Source organism: Streptomyces sp. NPDC052064 (assembly GCF_055585925.1).
On record NZ_JBVJJE010000013.1, the window covers coordinates 1 to 18329 of the forward strand.

The window sequence follows — 18329 nt, forward strand, 5'->3', positions numbered from 1 at the left end:
CACGATCCACGGCCGCGACTGACGTTTCCCCACGACTCGACCAACGAGCAGACAAGCCGACAGTCACTTGATCAACAACTTCTGTTAGGACCTCTGAGACCGGGATCTGCGGCGGACCCGGCCTCTTCGACCAGACTGAAACCAAAAACCAGGTTCCACCCTGCAGCTCGTGACCGACCTGACCACCTGTGTGGATGGGGCCGCGACCGGAACGGGCAACCGGTCGCGGCCCCGCGTCGCGTTACCCCCGCTCTGCCTGACACAAATCGCCGACTGGGGATCGTCTACTACGCCTTCCCCGCCCTGCTCGCTCGCATCACGGTCGACACCGGATGGTCATCGGGTGCCACGACCGGTGCGTTCTCCCTGACACTCCTCGTCTCCACGGCGGCAGGTGTACCGATCAGTCGCATCCTGGACCGGCGCGGCCCGCACCTGGTCAGGGCAGGCGGCTCGGCCCTTGCGGTTGTCGGGATGCTGATCGTGGCGTTCGCCCCCAACCCCCTGCTGTTCTATGCCGTCTGGGCGGTCAGGCAGGCAAAGGGCGCCGCCCGGTAGCCAACCGAGAGGCGTACTGCACGAAGGCCCCTGGCCGTCGACGAGGTCGGGCCGGCCGGGAAATGGTGAAGTCGATGAAAGCACACGGTTGCGGATCAGACCTTTTCGGCGTTCACGCGAGGGTGGTCCGCGGTGAGCATGGTGACGTTCTCGACGTCGGAGGTCAGGATGGTGACGCGGCCCGGCTGGGCGAGGGCAGTGGCGCAGAGCATGGCGTCGATGGCGTACTTGTGGCCGTGCAGGCCGGCCGCGCGCAGCAGGCCGGCGGCGGATTGGGCGAGGGTCTGGGTGACGGGCTCGACCCGGAGCCGGGATAGCGTCCACTTCAGCGCGGCGTCGTTGATCCGGGGGTGGATCACCTCGACGAGTACGGCTGCCGAGGTGATCACGGGAAGGTCGGCGTCGCGGGCGGCGGCGAGCCATTCGTGGACCTCGCGGTCGCGTTGTACGGCCTTGGCTAGGCCCTCGCTGTCCAGGATGAGGGCGCCGCTCACGCAGCTGCCCCGGCATCGGAGGTGGTGCCGCCGGTGAGCTTGGCTCGCTTGGCGGCGACGGCCTCGGGGTCGGCGGGGCCATGGGTCTTGTCGAAGTCGGCGATCAGCTCGTCCAGGTTGTCGCGCTCGATCTGCTGCTGTGCGGCCCTCTCCAGGTAGGCGGACACGCCCCGCTTGCCGACCCGCTCACGGATCGCTTGCAGAGTGCCGGCGGTCAGTGAGACGGAGATTCCACTGGTAGGGCCGTCGCCAGGAGGGAAGTCGGTGTCGTCGTCAGCCATGACACAAGTATGGCATTTCGAATGCCATACGACGAGATTCTCGGCGACGCAGAGCTCCAGGTGCGCTTCGGGCGTGCGTCAGAGGTCGCACGTAGCCCCGTGTCGGGGTCGGTGACGGTGTAATGGCCGTCGGCGTCGCAGGTTAGTGGGACGCGGGCGGTGCCGGACTCGGGGCGGACGGGGCGGTACGGACGTCGATACCGGTGGTGGCGAGGTAGTGGTGCGGCCAGTCGGCTACGACGTCGTCGGTATGCGGGAAGCGTGCGGGTGTGGCGAAGGCGCTGCGGGCGTGGGCACTGGTTCTCGGGCACGTTGTACGTCCCATGACACTGCCGCTCTGACACGCACATCCGGGGTGGGCCGGTCGATCGCCGCCCGGTTTCCGGGCAGCCGCCGCGAGGTGGCCCTCGCCTGGGAGCAGCGTGTGACCAGGCCGAGAAGGGCCGTACGGCCGTACAAACTGAGCCTTGCCGACGACCAGGTTCGGCGCGACCGGGAAGCGGCGGAGGCCGAACGCGAACGACCGCTCCGGGAACTCGGAAACGAGGTGGACCAACGCCGTACCGCGACCAAAGCGCAGGCCGGCACATTGGCCGGCACTCCACGGATGGCAGTGATCCTGCCGCCTGCCCCCAGCACACCACCGCCCGCGGGCCGCCAGCCCCGCCTGTGCCCCCGCCGCTCCACTCGCGGAGGCTCGTCGACCCCGGCACGCTCCGGCTCGTCGGTCCGAGCGGCATCATCACGCCGCCGAAGCCTTCGGCTGCGGGCGCGCCCAGCGCACGGCCGAGCGGATACACCTCGGGTACGTCCGGCCTGCCGCAGCCCCGCGCCGGATCGGCGATCCCCCAACAGCACACGTCACCGCGCCCCTACACGGGTACGGAGCAGGAAAAGGTGGCTCTGGACGTGGTGCGCAAGGCACTCGCCACCGACGACGACTGGCTGCGTGACGTATGGGCCCAACGCGGCCTCGGCGCCGACGCGGTGGACGCACTGTCGCGGTTCTGAGAGATTGGCGGGGCAGGGCTCAGCGACCGATCGTGCCGCGGGCGGCATGGACTCCGTCCTCGACGATTCCGCTGAGCCAAGAGAAGTCGTTCACAGCCACCCGCACCGCTTCCCGCTGCCGGCCCCTGTCCGGGCCTCCCGAGTCCCTGTCAAGAGGACCTGCCTGGACGGGGGCCTCGTCGCCTGTGCCTGTACGGGCAGCCCGACCCCGCGGGCCTGGCGGATCGGCCCCAGCGGCTCGCGCTCCGGCGGACGCTACTCGGTGCGCAGCGCCGTGGCCGTACGGGCCCTGGCCGCCCAGCCGGCCGGGATCAGCGCGCCCAGCACCGCGATCACGACCCCGCCGAGCCCCAGCAGGAGCAGCTGGAAAGGCCCGAACACGTCGAGGACAAGCGACGGCAGGCTCGTGCCTACGGCACGCCCCATCACCGGCATGACGACGTGGTGCAGCGCGTACCCCGTAGGGACGCCGATCAGCCCGCCGATCACGCCGATCACGGCCACCGAGGCGAGCACGAGGCCCATGGTCTGCCGCGGCGTCATGCCGATCGCCTTGCAGACGCCCAGGTCGTGGATGCGTTCCCGGGTGTCGAGGACCACGGAGTTGAGTACGCCGAGACCGGCCACGGTGATCAGCATGAGGGTGAGCAGCACCGCCATCGCGGACATGATGAGGATGACGCCCTCCTGCCCCGAGGAGGCGTTGGTGGTGGCGTCGCCGCCCAGCGGCTGTACGACCGCGGCGACCTTCTGGGCGTATTCGTCGGCGGAGACGCCGGACTTGGTCTCGACGAGGAAGGTACTGGGCTCGGCGGACGCGAAGTTGGCCATGTCCGCGTGGATCTCCAGCTGGCTGCCCGACGTGTCGAAGGACTCGCCCACTATCCGCAGATTCGCGGTCTCCTTCTCGTAGGTCACCCGCACCGTGTCACCGATCTTGGTGCTGGTCCTCTCCAGGAAGCGGGAGGGCACCACGACCTGCCCCTTACCGGTGATCCAGTGCCCGGAGAGCATCGCGTAGCTGCCGGAGCGCGAATTGCCCTCGTAGAGGCTGGCCTGAATCGAGCCGGAGACCCCCGCCACGGCGACCTCGGTCTGGGCCTTGCCGTAGTACGACTCCGTGCCCGGTTGTGACGTGACGGCGGACCGCACCTTCGCCGGATCGGCGACCTTGGGCTTTTTGGACGTGCTTGCCGCGCTGTTTTCCACGGGAGGCGGGCCTGACTCGCTGCCGCCAGGGGGAGGCGGGTCTTCCGCGTTGCCCCCTACAGGAGGCGGCGGGGGAGGAGCGACTTCGATCGCCTTGGTCGTCGTGACCGTGACCGCAGCACGGCTCTCGGGGTCCTGGGAGGTGCCGATCGCGTTCAGGGACGAGGTCAGCCCCACCGCGAACGTCGCCGCGACCGTGCCGAACGCCACCGCGAGCAGCATCGCGAGGGTACGTACCGGATGCGTGAAGGGGGTGGCGAGACCGTAGGTCACGTGTCGCGGCAGCGGCAGCATCCCCATCGCCCGATGCGCCCACTGGCCGCGTCCTGTGCGCGGCGACCGGCCGATCGCGATGGCCTCGACCGTACGCAGCCTTCCGGCCCGCAGCGCGGGAATCAGAGCCGCGAGCCCCACGACGACCAGGGCGGCGGCCGGCACGGAGACATCCACCCACCAGGCCACCGAGAGTGAGACGCCGCCGTACACCGACTCGGTGTCGGACAGCAGTGGCACGGCCAGGAGATTCCCCAGGACGACACCCAGGGCGATGCCGGCGACGGCCGGGATCAGCGCCTGGGCCACGTAGGCGCGTACGACCTCGCGCGGGGTGAAGCCGATGGCCTTGAGGATGCCGATCCTGCGCAGGCCGGTGCCGACCGCGCCACTGATCACACTGCTGACGATGATCACCGACATCACGATGCCGAGCGCGCCGAAAGCCATCACGAACGGGACGGTCGCCGCCGCACCCTGATCAGCGGCGCGCTTGGTGTCCAGCCAGGACTGGGTCCCAAGGAGCGCCCCGGGCCCCACGGAGGCGGCGAGCTTCTTCCGGTCGGCGATGATCTGCTGCTTCGTGCTCGCGGAGTCGAAGCGGTAGAGCATCTGACTCGCGACTGGGTTGCCCTTCGATGCCAGCGCGTCGACCTGCGCGGGGGCCGCCCAGGCGTCGGCGGTCTTGCTGGCGGAGACGGCGAAGCCGACGATCAAAAGGGGCGGTGCGTCCTTGGCGTCCGACATCTTCATGGGGGTGCCGATCCCGAGGGCGGGCCCCTCGAACGACGCGTCGAGCACGATCTCGCCCGGCTTCCGCGCCCACCGGCCCGACTTCAGATCCACCCGGTCCACGGCGCCGTCAGGTCCGGACCGCCCGACCAGGGTCAGCGTCGGCAGTTGGAAGCCCGCCCGGTCCACCGGACGGACCGACGTGGACGGGTACGGTCCCGCGCTCGCGGCGACGCCGGGCAGCTTCCCGGTCTTCGCCAGCTCCGCCGCACTCGCCTTGGCAGGATCGAACTGCGCGGTGATGTGCGAACCTCGCTGCTTCTTGAAGGCGTTGTCGAAGGGCGCGGCCGCGGCGACCATCAGCGACCCGGCGACCACGGCCGACGCCACGGCCATCATCGTGGCCACGGCGATCACCACTGTCTGCACCCGCCGCCGGCCCACCCCGGAACGTACGACCCGGCCCATCGCGCCGGTACCGAACAGGCTCATCGGACGGCCTGCGCGTACGTGTCGAGGGCGAGGTGACCGTCGACCAGGTGGATCGTGCGGCTCGCGCACGCCTCCGCGAGGGACAGGTCGTGTGTCACCAGCACGATGGTCTGTCCGGCGCGGTGCAGATCCATCAGCAGCTTGCGGACGTCGTGGCCCGAGGCGGTGTCGAGCGCACCGGTGGGCTCGTCGGCGAGCAGCAGCGCGGGCCGGTTGACCAACGCTCGTGCGAAACCGACCCGTTGGCGTTCACCTCCGGACAGTCGGCCCGGGTAGGCGCGGGCGTGCTTCTGGATTCCCAGCATCTCCATGAGCTCACCCGCGCGGGCCGCGGCCGCGCGTCGGCTGCTCCCGGTCAGCTGGGCCGGTAGCTGGATGTTGTCGGTGACGGTGAGGTCGTCGAGGAGATTGAAGAACTGGAATGCCATGCCGATGTGCTCGCGACGGAACTTGGCGAGGGCGTGCTCGCTCAACTGGTCGATCCGTCGCCCGGCCACGATCACGGCGCCGTCGGTCGGCTTGTCCAGGCCTGCGACGAGGTTCAGCAGCGTGGACTTGCCGCTGCCGGAAGGGCCCGTCACGGCAAGGGCCTCTCCCTTGGCGACGCTGAGCGTGAGCGGTCCGAGCGCCGGCGCGCCAGCGCTGTCGTAGCGCTTCGCCACACCCTCCAGTTCGATCACTTGATGCATACGAGTTGTCCGTCCTTACGGTCGCGCGAGACACATGCCGTTGCCAGTCCTGCGAACCTAGGGGTGCCGCGTATGGGGCGCGTCGGCCGCGGAACCGACATCAGGCCCTTCCCGCGGAGGATTCGGCCGCGGAGTCCTACCTGAGAAGTAGGCCTCTGGGACAACGCCCTGGCCGGACAGGCGGACGCGGGCCGGGCGGAGAGCGCAGCACAATGCACGGATGGAGACGGAAGACCGGCGCAGTCGGCATCAGCAGCTCATCGACGCGCTACGCCCGGAGGCGAAGGCCGCCCCGCTGTCCCGGCGAGCGGTGCGCGTCGATGTGGTGCTGGCGGTCGTACTGACCGTCATTGCCCTGTTCGTGGCGGTGCGCTATCCCGGCGACGGACCGGTGCACATCAACCCGCCTACGGTGGACGTCGGGACAGGGGTCCCAGCCCCGCCCCCGCCGCCCGACCCTGGTCAGGTGCCCAAGGAGGAAGAACCCTCCTCCGTGCCCTGGGTCCTGGTCGTCCTGTCGACGCTGCCGCTGGCAGACCGGCGCCGGTATCCGCTGACCTTGTTCGTGGTGGTGCTGGGCGCGGCACTGGCCATCGGCAGCTCCGCCTCCTGGATCACCGTCCTGGCCTGTGTCATCGGCGCCTACAGCGCCGTCGTATACAGCCGTTACCGGATAACGGCGATCGCCGTCCTGGTGATCGCCGCCGCGCTGTCCGGTTTCGCTTTCCGCAACGCGGACCCCGTGCTCCCCGGATGGTCCAGCCCAGGATTCGTGCTCCTGGTGGCCGGGATGCTGGCCAGCCTCGTCCGTTTCCTGCAACTGCGGCTGGCGTCCAGCCGGGACCGGGTGACAGAACTGCAGGCCGCTCAGGAGGAGGCCACGCGCCGCGCCGTCGAGGAGGAGCGTGCCCGCATTGCCGCCGAACTGCACGACGTTGTGACCCACAATGTGAGCGTGATGGTGATCCAGGCCGGCGCGGCCCGCAAAGTGATGGACATGGCGCCCGAGCAGTCGAAGGAGGCACTGCTGGCCGTCGAGGCGGGCGGTCGGGCCGCCATGGCCGAACTCCGCCACGTGATGGGCCTGCTGGCCGCCCCGGACCACGAGAGGCCCGACAGCCTGGAGCCCCAGCCCGGGCTCGCACAGCTCGACGCGCTCGTCGCACGAGTACGCGCCGCCGGTACGCCCGTGAGCATCGGGGTGTCGCTGCCGCCGGATCCGCTGCCACCGGGGGTGGACCTCGCGGCCTACCGCGTCGTACAGGAGGCGCTGACCAACACGATCAAACATGCGCGCGGCGCGCAGGCGTCCGTCGCCATTGGTTACACCGACGCCTGTCTGGAGATCGAGATCACGGACACCGGCGGCGCCAAGGAGTCCCCGCCGGTGCAGAGCAACGGCCGCGGCCACATGGGGCTGCGCGAGCGGCTGGCCGTCTACAAGGGCGAGCTGACGGCCGGGCCGACAAACGCCGGCGGCTACCGGGTCACGGCCCGTATCCCGCGGAGCACCGTATGAACAAGGACCAGCCACTGCTGCGTGCCGTCATCGCCGACGACCAAGCCCTCGTACGCACCGGTTTCAAGATGATCCTGGCCGCGGACGGCATCGAAGTGACGGCCGAGGCGGCCGACGGGGCCGAGGCTGTCGCAGCGGTCCGCCGTACGCGGCCCGACGTCGTCCTCATGGACATCCGGATGCCGGAGATGGACGGCATCGAGGCCACCAGGCGCGTCATCGGCGACGCCGGCTTGGACAGAACCCGGGTCATCATCCTCACCACATACGACCTCGACCACTACGTCTACGCCGCGCTCACGGCCGGCGCCAGCGGCTTCCTGCTCAAGGACGTCACCCCCGAACATCTGGTCTCCGCCTTGCGCCTGGTGCAGACCGGCGACGCTCTCCTCGCGCCCACGATCACTCGTCGGCTGATCGAGCGCTTCGCCCGTCACGACGAACCGCAGACCATCGCCCCGCACCGCGATCTGTCCGGCCTGACGCCGCGGGAGCTCGAGGTGCTCCGCCTGCTCGCGACGGGCCTCAGTAATGCCGAACTCGCCTCCCGGCTGTTCCTCAGCCCGACCACGGTCAAGAGCCATGTCGGCCGCATCCTGTCGAAGCTGGACCTGCGTGACCGAGTCCAGGCCATCGTCTTCGCCTACGAGACGGGGTTGATCGCCCCGGGCGGGGCGCCCCGATGATCGATTCCGAGGTCAGTGGTCGTGGGCCGTCAGTGACCAGATGACTGGTTGGTCGGTGTGGTGGTTGTGTCAGATCGCGGCGGTCAGAGGAGGAATCGTCGCACGACGCGGACGGCTACTCCGGCAGGCTCGGGAGCCGCCTGTGCAGCTCCGGCATGTCCGTCACGCGGCTGCCCGGCTGCGGGAGGCGAGGAGGGGGAAGGCGTCTTCCCACACGACGCGTACGGTGCGACCGACGGGGGCGCGTAACACCGGCCACATCTGGAGGAGCAGATCCCGGTTGAGGTAGTGGGGCAGATCATCGCGCAGGCCCTCGTGCAGGACGGTGCGGTACAGGCCCATGCGCTGGCGAGGCTTGCTCATGTCGTACGAGGTCAGCCCCGACCAGGCCATGGGCAGCGGCAGCTCCACAACCCCCTGAGTGGTGCCGTGCGCCTCGTCCAGCGACTCCGGCAGACGCCGCCGGAACTTCTCCCGGTACAGCGCGAGGTCCTCGGCGACCGTGCCCGAGATGGCCATCGGGGCAGGTGCGGGATGCTGTGGGCTGGAGGGCATGACTCCAACATGGCGGCCGGAGAAGTAGACCGCGGCCCGCGGTGGTGCGGTCATGATGTGCGAGCCGGTGTGCGGAGTGAGCGTAGGCGCGCTCGGGCAGGGAGAGCCGGTGGGGGCAGCCTGATTACGCACCGAGGAAGGAGGGACGGACTGTTCGTCATGACGCTCGTTTGACGCTATGGTCGCCCGCAGGCGGGACAGCGAGCCGGGAAATGGGCTCTGACCTGGTCTTTTCTGAGACTCGCTCAGGACGACATCTTTCCGATGACGCATCATGTGGAGTGCGTTGCGATTCCCGAGCCGGTGGCTAAGGGCTCATGACCTGCGGCTTTATGCGTACGGGTTCGGTGGATCGGTTCCCGCTGCTGTTGTGAAACGCTCTCTGAAGCGGTTCGGGTCGCCGCGAGCACGGTTGGTCAGGGCGCTCAGAGGGCCGGACCACGAAAGTGGTCCGGCCCTCTGAGCTGGGGGAGATGGGAGCCCGGCGCATCGTCCGACGGCACGGACTCCCTTTTCGTGGCCCGATCGAGGCCAGTCCGTCCTCAGGCGGCCGTCTGCGGCTGTCGCGCTGATACGGCCCTCACTGCCGAGCCCGAGACGAGCACTCCTGACAGAGCGATCAGACTGGTCAGGATGTCCTGGATCTGTGCCGCAGGGGCATAGACGATCACGATGACGACGAGCAGGGACGCCCAGCCCCTCGGGCGGGCGATTGACAGTACAGAGCGAGTTGGAGCCACAGTCATAGCGGTACCTCCTGGTACTCAGTGCTCGCCCCACCGATCTTGCCGCCAAGCCGGTTCGGTGGTGCGGGCTTCCTGCTTGAGACCCATAGTGGGGCTTCTTCCGCCAGGACATATGTTGAGCGCCTCGGAAAAGGTCCACGGTCCCTCGGACGGGCGATGGTCGAGGCCGGTGCAGTCCTGCCGCTAAGAGTTCCTGACACACCTTCCGATGACCTCGCACGTGGAGTGCGTCGCCATATCCGCGGAGTGTTGACACGCGGGCTTTCCGACGGCGGTTCGCCGCGACCGCATTGTTGGTTAGGGTGGCAAGCAGAGACTGATTCCGATGTTCTTGGCCAGGGTGATGGACAGGCTGGCGAGTTCGGGGCGGGTCGGCGCCAGCGGAAGCCGAAGGCTACCGGCGCGGCATCGCGACAGCGGCGGGCCCTTGGGGCAGGGCGAGAGTCGGCTGGTAGGCCACGGTGTGCGGCGGGCTGTGCACGCGTTCGTCGGCCCGGGCGGTGCTGGCCGCGACAGGCCCGGTCGCCGGCGCGGGAATCAGCAGGTCGATCCGCCGGACGTTGACCGGCTCGCGGTCCCACGGGGCCTGGGACAGGAACCACTGCTGCGCATGGCAGACAAGAAGGCCGGCACCGCAGGTCGACCGGACGCGGTGGGCGTGTGACCGGCCGGCCGGCGCCCGCGGTGCTGCCCCCGTCGCTGCGCACGTGGCTCGGGCTGATCGCGGCCCTCGCCGCGCTGGCCGTCGTCGTACTCGGGGTCCTGTATGCCGACGACAGCCAGCCCGGCATGGTGGACGCGCGGATCTGGGCGGCGGTGCACGGTGTGGGGCCGTCGTGGCGCTACGTCGCTCTGGCCACGGACTTCTTGGGGGAGCCCGTGGGAGCAGCGATGTCGGTCGCGGCCACCGTGACGGGCTGCCTGCTGCTTCGGCGTCCTCGCGCAGCCGTGCTCGTCGTCGCCGGCGCCGGCCTGACCGTGGGGACGACGACTCTGCTCAAGTCCCTGGTGGGACGCACCATCCACGACGGGCACGTGTCCTACCCGAGCGGGCACACCGCCTTCCTCACCGCGCTCGCCCTCGTCGTGGCGCTGCTCGCGACCGGCCGGCTCGGCCTCGGCAGGACGGCCGGCACGTCACTCGCGCTCGTCGCGGCGCTGGTCGCCGGCGCCGCCATGGGCTGGGCCCAGGTCGCCCTGGGCGCCCACTACCCGACCGACGTCCTCGGCGGCTTGTGCACCGCGCTGGCGGTGGTACCGGCAACCGCGTGGCTGGTCGACCGGATGGCTGACCGGCTGGCCGACCGGATGGCCGATGACGGTCGGCGGGAGGGGCACTGACGTCACGTCACGTCACGCCAAGCGGCGGAACACGGGCTTCACCGCTCGTCCGGCCAGCCAGGGGGTGGGGTCGGCGGCGTCCAGTGCCTTCCGGTACACCGCACATGCTTGGGCCACCACGTCGACGGTGTGATCGATGTCGGCGTCGTCGAGCGCGCTGCTCACCACGAACGACGGGGCCAGCACCCCGCCCGCGAGGAGCCGGCGCAGGAACAGGGTGCGGTACCGCTGCGACGGCTGCCCGTTCTCGTCGAGGGTGGCGAAGACCAGGTTGCTGGCCCGGCCCCGGACGACGATGTGGCCGCCGACGCCCATGCCGGCCGCGGCCTCGCGGACACCGGCGGCCAACCGCTCGCCGAGGGCGTGCAGCCGCGCGGTGATGCCCTCTTCGACGTAGGTGGTGAGCACGGCCATCGCGGCTGCCAGGGAGTGCGTTTCCGCACCGTGCGTCGTGGACAGCAGGAACACCCGGTCGCCGGAGTGACGCAGCCCGCCCCGCTCCATCAGTTCGCGGCGCCCGGCCAGCGCGGAGACGGCGAACCCGTTGCCCAGCGCCTTGCCGAAGGTGGAGAGGTCGGGCACGACGCCGTACAGGCCCTGGGCACCCGCCTCGGACCAGCGCAGCCCGGTGATCATCTCATCGAAGATCAGTACGCAGCCGTGCCGGTCGGCCAGCTCACGCAGGCCGGCGAGGTACCCGGGCGCCGGCTCGGTGTGGGTGGCGGGTTCGAGGATCAGGCAGGCGACCTCGTCCCGGTACCGGGTGAGCAGTTCCTCCGTGGCGGCCAGGTCACCGTAAGGGAAGGCCACGGTGAGCTCGTTGGTCGCCGCCGGAACACCCGCGTACATCGGCGTGGTGCCGATGAACCAGTCGTCGACGGAGAAGAACGGATGGTCGGCGCAGATGGCCACCCGCGGGCGCCCGGTGGCGGCGCGGGCGAGGCGCACCGCGGCGGTGGTGGCGTCGGAGCCGTTCTTCGCGAACTTCACCATCTCGGCGGTCGGCACCGTGGCCAGGAAGCGCTCCGCGGCTTCGACCTCCACGATGGACGGCCGGACGAAGTTGCTGCCGCGGTCGAGTTCCCGTCGCACCGCCTCGATCACGCGTGGGTGTGCGTGGCCGAGGCTGACCGACCGCAGGCCGGAGCCGTACTCGATGTAGCGGTTGCCGTCGATGTCCCACACGTGGGCGCCACGGCCGTGGCTGATGACCGGGGCCAGGTTCTCGGGGTACTGGTCGTCGCCCTTGGCGTAGGTGTGCGCGCCCCCCGGGATCATGGTGTGCAGCCGCTCGTTCGCCAGCCGCGACCGGGGCAGGAGGAACTCTTCGGTGTCCACGCTGACTTCAGCTCTCCTTCTGCTTCAGGACCTCGGCGAGGCTCGGCGCCTCCCGGTCCCGCTGGGACATCGATGTGACCGGCAGCGGCCAGGGAATGGCGAGCTCCGGGTCGTCGAAGGCGATCGTCACGTCTTCGGACGGATCGTGCGGGCGGTCGATCCGGTACGAGGTGTCAGTGGTTTCGGTCAGCGCCTGGAAGCCGTGCGCGCACCCCGCCGGGATGTACAGGGTCACCTGCGTCTCGCCGGACAGCTCGAAGAAGGCCCGGTTGCGGTAGGTCGGCGAGTCCGTCCGCAGGTCCACGACGACGTCGAAGATCCTCCCGTACGAGCACCGCACCAGCTTGGCCTCGCCGGCACCGGAGCGCAGGTGCAGGCCGCGCAGCACGCCCCGGACCGAGCGGGACAGGCTGTCCTGAACGAAGGCGTCCGGGTCGAGGCCCACCGAGCGGACCACGTCGGCGTCGAAGGTGCGGCAGAAGAAGCCGCGCTCGTCGGCGTACGGCGTCGGTTCGAACAGGTACGCGCCGGCGATCGCCGGGACTTCGGTCGCTTTCATGGAGCCTCCTGACGAGCGTGGGCGTGGGCGTGGTCGGTCGCCGGGAACAGGGCCGCCGTCAAGGCGGTGAACTGGTGCTCGAGGCGCCGGGCGGCGACCAGGTTCCGCTCGGTGAGGGTCCGCCGCAGCTCCGCCGATCGCCGCTCCAGCGCCCGGAACTGCTCGAGCAGCCGGTCGGCGTCGACCTCGCGGGCCGGGTGGCGGTACGCGCCCAGCCCCATCTGAGCCATGAGCGCGTCGCTCTTCGCCGCATAGCTGAGCGCGAGCGTCGGCGTGCCTGCCTTCAGCGCGCAGATCAGGTTGTGGTATCGGGTCGCCACCACGGTGTCGGCAGCCGTCATCTCCTTCATCAGGTCGGCCAGCGAGGCCGCCTCGGCAGCGGTGACCAGCGGCGAGTCCACCGCGTCGAGGATCGCGGCGACCACCGGCACGTCGCACTCGTCGCCGGTGAGCAGCCGGACCGGCCTGCCGTCCTCGACCAGCGCGCGGACGAAGCGGGTCGTCCCGTCGAGGTAGCGCCGGTGGATCTCCTCGGCCCGGGCGCGGTCGTCGTTGCCGCCGTGGAAGGCCATGACGCCGACGCAGACCAGGCCCGGCGGGCTCAGGACTTGTTCTGAGTTCGCGCTCGCCGGCGGCGTCGGCAGGGCGAAGGCGAGGTCCGGGTAGACCTCGTCGCGTGCGGTGTCCACGCCCATAGCCCGCATCGCGTCGCGGGACAGGGCGTCCCGGTACGACCGGTACGTGGCCAGCCGCGCCGACCAGCGGACCAGGGTTCGGGTCGGCCGGTTGCCGATCGGGGCGGCGCCGACGCCGACCAGCGCGACCCGGGTGCGCAGCAGCCGGCCGGTCGCGCAGAGCAGGAACAGTGAGTACGGGAAGCCCCACGGCCGCAGCGGCAGCGTGGCCTCCAGGACGCCCATGCCCGGCACGATCACCACGTCGTGCCGGCGCACCCATGCAGCGGTGCGGACGGCGTCGACGAGTTTGCCCAGCCCCTTCGCCGCGATCGCGCCCGCACGCGACGCGGTCCGGTACTCCCCGCGGTACCAGTGCAGCCGCGTCGCGGGGATTCCGTACCGGGCCGCGACGACCTCGGGTCCGCCGCACAGCGCGTCCACGACCGCCTCCGGGTGCTCGGCGCGGAGGTAGCCGAGCACGGCCTCGAGCGACCCGTCGTTGCCGAGGTTGCCGGAGCCGAGCAGGCCGAACACCCCGACGCGCACCGGAGTTTCGCCGGCGGACGTCATGCCTGCCCCCCTTCACGGCCTTCACGGCCTTCACGGCCGGCGACGAGGGCGTCGACGGAGACGGTGAGCCGGCCCGGGTCGACCGGGGCGCGGTCCTCGACCCGCTCGCCGGCGCCCGGCCGGACCCGGCTGGTCATCCACGCGGCCAGGTGGCGGAAGCACGCGCGCCGGTCGGCGGGGGACAACGGCGCCCGCCGGATCGCCGAGGCGAAGCCCCAGACGTACTCGGCGAGGAGCCGGGGCGTCGGGTGCAGCGGGCCTGCCCGGCGCGGGTCCAGGTTCACGCACCGGGAGCGCTTGCCCGGGTTCGCCCGCTCGGCGCGGGTGGGGTGGTCACGGCGGAAGTACAGCAGCTCCGGCACCTGGTGGAAGGGCCCGTGCAGGGTGATCTCGGCGACGAACGTGCGGTCCGCGTGGTGGTAGCTGTCGTGCGGCTTCACCCGGCGCAGCACGTCGGCCCGCATCACCCCGTAGAAGTCGTCGCCACCGGGCTCGAACAGCAGGCTGCGGAAGCGCCCCGGCGCGTGCGGCGAGGCGGTGGCGAGCGTGTACTCGTACGGGACCTTCACCCGGCCGTCCTCGTCGATGACCGCCTGGTCGGCGTGCGCGAGGATCACGTCGGGACGCTCGTCCAGCGCCTCCACGCAGCGCCGCAGCAGGTCGCGGGCGTAGAGGTCGTCGTGGGAGGCCCACTTGAACAGCTCACCGCGGCACTCGGTGAACACGTGGTTGTGGTTCGGTGCGGCGCCGATGTTCCGCGACAGGCGGATGTACCGGATGCGTGAGTCCTGGGCCGCGTACTTGCGGCAGATGTCCTGGGTCCCGTCGGTCGAGGCGTTGTCGGAGATGACCAGCTCGAAGTCCTCGTAGGTCTGGCCGAGGAGGGCATCGAGCGACTCGGCCAGGTACTCCTCGCCGTTGTACACGGGCAGGCCGATGCTCAGCCGGGGAGTGCGGCGAAAAGCAGTCATGACGTCCTCACTTCGCGAAGGGGGTTCTGGTGGTGCTCGCGCAGGGCGGACCGCAGCTGCAGCCACCACAGGGCCGAGCCGCAGGCGGTCGCGGCGGCGACGCCCCAGGCCGAGCCGACCGTGCCGGCGAGGGCCGCCCCGCCGAGCCCGCCGCCGACGTAGCAGGCGGAGGCGAACAGTTGGGCGCGCAGGCTGCGCCGGGCCGCGCCGAGCGCGCGCAGCCCGGCCGCCGCGCCGGTGCCGAGTCCCGCGCCCGCGACGCCGAGCGTGACCGGCACGATGAGCTCCGAGGCGGAGCTCCAGACGCCGCCGAGCACGAGTCCGCCGAGGCGGTCCGGCACCAGCAGCAGCGCGCCGCCCCAGAGCAGCGCGGCGACGGCCTGTCCACCGCCCAGCAGGAGGCAGAACGGGCCGAGGCGGTGCGGGGCCCGCCGCAGCACCTGCGCCGCCTCCGCGACGGTGACCAGCGACAGGCCCATCAGCACAGCCATGAACGGGCCGAGCAGGAGCTCGGCGCCCCGGACCACACCCACCGCGCCGACCCCGACGATCGCGCCGAGCCCGTACGCCCGCAGCTGGCTCGCGCCGCTGTTGCTGACGTTCTCGACCAGGTACCGGTGGCCGAGGTCGCGGTGCGCGCGAAGCCACTCGCGCGCTCCGGTCAGACGGGGCCGGATGCCGGACTGGAAGCTGCCGCACACGGCGGCCACCGCGGCGGATCCGCCCCAGGCGAGCACGAAAGCGGCCACGCTGCCCACGCGGGCCGCCACCACCATGGCGGGGACGAGCGCGACGCCCCACACGAGGTCGTTGACGAACGCCTTCCGCCCGGCGCCGGCGGCGAAGAACGCGAACCGCCACGCGTCCTGCAGCAGCAGCCCCGGCAGGACGACGCCGAGGCAGGCGAACGCGGGCCCCACACGGCCGCCGACGCCGACGCCGACCACCAGACACGCCGCGCCGAGGGCGGCACCGACGCCGAGTGCGGTACCCGACGACCGGGCCACCGCCCCGCGCCAGGCCGCGTCCGACACGCCGCTGAAGCGCACCATGAGCGGATCGGTGGCCAGTCCGCGGGAGACGTTCAGCACCACGCCGTAGGTGACCCAGGCAAGGCTGAACACGCCGAACGCGGTCACGCCCAGCGAGCGGGCCACGTAGATGCCCACCACGAAGTTGCTCATGCTGGAGGCCGCTTGGTCGGCCAGTCCCCAGGACAGCCGCCCGACGACGGCCCGCCTGGCGTTCGCCGCCTTCGGTCTCGTCCTCTCCCCCTCGGTGGTCATCCCGTCACGCCTTGATCAGCCCGGCGCCGTGCAGGGCGTCGGCCGCCGCGGCGACGGTGTCGAACGGCAGCCCGGACCGCTCGGCGACGTCCAACAGACTGTGCTCGCCGTCGGAGAGGTTGAGCACCCAGAGCATGGCCATCTGGGCCTGCTTGGTGTCGCTGCGGCCGCCGAGCGCGTCGTACAACCCGCGCCGGCCCAACTGCGGTTCGCCGTAAGGGCTGAGGTTGACGTACTGGCGGTTGCGGTCGAGGACGGCGAACGCCTCGCGGCAGACGGCGAGCGTGTCCGTCATCGCCTCCGGGGACACGAAGTCCAGGTTGTCCGCCGAGGTGTGGTACTCGGGGTAACCGGCGTACGGGGTCCGGGTGAGCGAGCCCACGCCGAGATCGAACCCGGGTGAGCAGAACTGCCGCTCGTCGTAGCCGTACGGAGTGAACTCGGTGACGCGGTGCGGGCGTTCGGAGGCGGCCAGCACATGCCGCAGCACCCGGTCGATCTCCGCATTGCCGCGCCTGCTCTGCTTGTACGTCAGCGTGCCCGGGTCGCCGGCGCAGGCCAGCACCAGCCCGTGCTTGACCCCTCCCCGAGCTCTCGGCTCCGCTCGAGCAGGGGATACCCCATTCACCCGCTCCGCGTTGCGGGCCAGCCAGGTGATCGCCCCGATGGTGCCGGGCGCGAAGATGAACCGGTAGGTGTAGTACGGCGTTTGCCGGGCCAGCGCCCGGGCCAGGAACGTCGCCACCGCGATGCCGGCCAGGTTGTCGTTGGCCAGCGACGGGTGGCAGACGTGGCAGGAAACGATCACCTCGTCGGGGACCTGCCCCGGGACCACGTGCTCGGCGTAGGTGAGATGGCCGTCGGCGAGGGTGGAGTCGATGCGGACCTCGTACGCGCCGTCCGGCATCGCGTCCAGGGTGTCCTGGGCCAGGCAGAACCCCCATTCCGGCTTGTAGTAGCTGGTGCGGTACGGCACCCAACTCGGGTGGTCGGGCAGGGTGTGCAGGTGTTCCCGCAGCTCGGCCAGCGGCATGGTCGCCGACACCGGCACGCTGTAGCCGAGTACGTGCAGGCTCGACGCGGCGAAGTCGACGATCCGGTGGCCGGTGGTGTCGGCGATGTACGCGTCGCGGATGTTCCACTCCTGCGGCACGGTCCAGTCGAGCACCTGCGTGCCGGTCGGCACCTCGTGCGTCTGGAGCGGGATGTACTCCCCGACGATGTCCAAGGTGGCGCGCACACCGTCGCCGGTGATGCTCCGGCACAGCGGGTACAGCCGCTCCACCAGCGCGTACATCTCCTCGCCGATCTCTGTCACGGGCGCCACCGCAGCGTGTCGTCGACGGTGCCGGCGTCGGACGCCGCGCGCAGCACGGCAAGCCGGGTGAACCGTTGCTCGAAGTCCTCCCGGGTCAGCCCGTGTTCCCGGTAGGCGTCGGCGAGTTCGAGCGCGCCCTGCTTCACCGTCCACTCGCAGTCGAAGCCGGGCACCGCGGCACGGAACCGGGAGAAGTCCACCCGGTACGACCGCGGATCGGCACCCGTCTCCCCGGTGATCACCACCTTGGAGCCGGACACCGCCTCGGCGACCTGCTCGGCGATCTCGGCGACCGTGACGTTGTTGATCTCGCTGCCGATGTTGAACGCCCGGTCGTGCACCGCTTCGCGCGGCGCGGTCAGCGCGGCCGTGAAGGCCCGGGCGATGTCGGCGGCGTGCACCAGCGGGCGCCACGGGGTGCCGTCGGAGAGCACCAGCACCTCGCCGGACAGGAGCGCGTGGCCCACCAGGTTGTTGAGCACGATGTCGGCGCGCAGCCGGGGTGAGTAGCCGAAAGCGGTGGCGTTGCGCATGAACACGGGGCTGAAGTCGCCGTCGCAGAGCGCGTGCAGGTCGTCCTCCACCCGCACCTTGGACTCCGCGTACGGCGTCACCGGGCGCAGCGGGGCGTCTTCGGTGACCAGGTCGTCGCCGCCGGCGGCGCCGTAGACGGAGCAGGTCGACGCGTACAGGAAGCGCCGCGCCCCGGCGTCGCGGGCCAGCCGGGCCAGGCGTACGGACGCCTGGTGGTTGATGTCGTAGGTGAGCTCCGGCGCCAGCGATCCCAGCGGGTCGTTGGACAGGGCGGCCAGGTGGATCACGGCGTCGGCGCCGGCCACGTGTTCCGCCGTGACGTCACGCAGGTCGACCCGGTGCCCCTGCGGGTCCGCGGGCGTCGGGCCGAGGACGCAGTCGGCGAACAGGCCCGAGTCGAGGCCGACGACTTCGTGTCCGGCGGCCGTGAGGACCGGGGCCATCACGGTGCCCAGGTAGCCCTGGTGTCCGGTGAGCAGTACGCGCAAGG

General features: G+C 70.8%; 16 protein-coding genes. 3 read left to right on the top strand and 13 right to left on the bottom strand.

The features are described from left to right. Positions 1–653: 653 nt before the first annotated feature. From ACZ6TU_RS30790 to ACZ6TU_RS30810, 5 genes are all read right to left on the bottom strand, one after another. Positions 654–1052, bottom strand: coding sequence for a PIN domain-containing protein (locus ACZ6TU_RS30790; protein ID WP_467681553.1), 399 nt, complete (start codon positions 1050–1052; stop codon positions 654–656). Then, on the bottom strand, positions 1049–1333 hold the full coding sequence (locus tag ACZ6TU_RS30795; protein ID WP_326590899.1) for a hypothetical protein: 285 nt from the start codon (positions 1331–1333) through the stop codon (positions 1049–1051). Before ACZ6TU_RS30795 ends, ACZ6TU_RS30790 begins: the two co-directional genes overlap by 4 nt. A 142-nt stretch (positions 1334–1475) precedes the next feature. Next, positions 1476–1658 carry a hypothetical protein gene (locus ACZ6TU_RS30800; protein WP_467681557.1) on the bottom strand — a complete coding sequence of 61 codons (183 nt, stop codon included), beginning with the start codon at positions 1656–1658 and terminating at the stop codon, positions 1476–1478. A gap of 941 nt (positions 1659–2599) precedes the next feature. Next, positions 2600–5050 carry an ABC transporter permease gene (locus tag ACZ6TU_RS30805; protein ID WP_467681559.1) on the bottom strand — a complete coding sequence of 817 codons (2451 nt, stop codon included), beginning with the start codon at positions 5048–5050 and terminating at the stop codon, positions 2600–2602. Then, positions 5047–5739 (bottom strand): ABC transporter ATP-binding protein, encoded by a 693-nt coding sequence (locus tag ACZ6TU_RS30810; RefSeq protein ID WP_469552258.1) that lies wholly within the window; start codon positions 5737–5739, stop codon positions 5047–5049. The genes ACZ6TU_RS30805 and ACZ6TU_RS30810 overlap by 4 nt, the downstream gene beginning before the upstream one ends. Positions 5740–5959: 220 nt before the next feature. Between ACZ6TU_RS30810 and ACZ6TU_RS30815 the strand changes: the two genes are divergently transcribed. After that, positions 5960–7258 carry a sensor histidine kinase gene (locus tag ACZ6TU_RS30815; RefSeq protein ID WP_469552261.1) on the top strand — a complete coding sequence of 433 codons (1299 nt, stop codon included), beginning with the start codon at positions 5960–5962 and terminating at the stop codon, positions 7256–7258. After that, the gene (locus tag ACZ6TU_RS30820) at positions 7255–7944 is read left to right on the top strand and encodes a response regulator (protein ID WP_469552263.1); all 690 of its coding nucleotides are present in this window, start codon (positions 7255–7257) and stop codon (positions 7942–7944) included. Before ACZ6TU_RS30815 ends, ACZ6TU_RS30820 begins: the two co-directional genes overlap by 4 nt. Before the next feature lie 162 nt (positions 7945–8106). Here the strand turns inward: ACZ6TU_RS30820 and ACZ6TU_RS30825 are convergent, their stop codons facing one another. After that, positions 8107–8499, bottom strand: a complete 393-nt coding sequence (locus ACZ6TU_RS30825) for a hypothetical protein (RefSeq protein ID WP_469552264.1) — start codon at positions 8497–8499, stop codon at positions 8107–8109. A gap of 1406 nt (positions 8500–9905) precedes the next feature. Here ACZ6TU_RS30825 and ACZ6TU_RS30830 point away from each other — a divergent pair. Beyond that, complete coding sequence (locus ACZ6TU_RS30830) at positions 9906–10586, top strand: phosphatase PAP2 family protein (RefSeq protein ID WP_469552266.1); 681 nt, start codon at positions 9906–9908, stop codon at positions 10584–10586. Between the two features lie 12 nt (positions 10587–10598). Here ACZ6TU_RS30830 and ACZ6TU_RS30835 read toward each other — a convergent pair whose 3' ends face one another. Genes ACZ6TU_RS30835 through ACZ6TU_RS30865 form a run of 7 tightly spaced genes read right to left on the bottom strand, consistent with a single transcriptional unit; the run spans position 10599 to position 18327 of the window. After that, on the bottom strand, positions 10599–11924 hold the full coding sequence (locus ACZ6TU_RS30835) for a glutamate-1-semialdehyde 2,1-aminomutase (RefSeq protein WP_469552268.1): 1326 nt from the start codon (positions 11922–11924) through the stop codon (positions 10599–10601). A gap of 7 nt (positions 11925–11931) precedes the next feature. After that, complete coding sequence (gene rfbC, locus ACZ6TU_RS30840) at positions 11932–12483, bottom strand: dTDP-4-dehydrorhamnose 3,5-epimerase (protein WP_467681572.1); 552 nt, start codon at positions 12481–12483, stop codon at positions 11932–11934. Further along, entirely contained in the window at positions 12480–13730 is a 1251-nt protein-coding gene (locus ACZ6TU_RS30845) for a polysaccharide pyruvyl transferase family protein (protein ID WP_467681574.1), read from the bottom strand. Before ACZ6TU_RS30845 ends, rfbC begins: the two co-directional genes overlap by 4 nt. Continuing rightward, positions 13727–14701: a glycosyltransferase family 2 protein gene (locus ACZ6TU_RS30850; protein ID WP_469552271.1), complete on the bottom strand. Its 975-nt coding sequence runs from the start codon at positions 14699–14701 to the stop codon at positions 13727–13729. The genes ACZ6TU_RS30845 and ACZ6TU_RS30850 overlap by 4 nt, the downstream gene beginning before the upstream one ends. Continuing rightward, a complete protein-coding gene (locus tag ACZ6TU_RS30855; protein ID WP_469552272.1) occupies positions 14698–15987 on the bottom strand; it encodes a hypothetical protein in 1290 nt (429 codons plus the stop codon). Before ACZ6TU_RS30855 ends, ACZ6TU_RS30850 begins: the two co-directional genes overlap by 4 nt. A gap of 4 nt (positions 15988–15991) precedes the next feature. Then, positions 15992–17314, bottom strand: coding sequence for a DUF4910 domain-containing protein (locus ACZ6TU_RS30860; protein WP_469552273.1), 1323 nt, complete (start codon positions 17312–17314; stop codon positions 15992–15994). After that, positions 17302–18327: an NAD-dependent epimerase/dehydratase family protein gene (locus tag ACZ6TU_RS30865; RefSeq protein WP_469552275.1), complete on the bottom strand. Its 1026-nt coding sequence runs from the start codon at positions 18325–18327 to the stop codon at positions 17302–17304. Before ACZ6TU_RS30865 ends, ACZ6TU_RS30860 begins: the two co-directional genes overlap by 13 nt. Positions 18328–18329 lie beyond the last annotated feature (2 nt).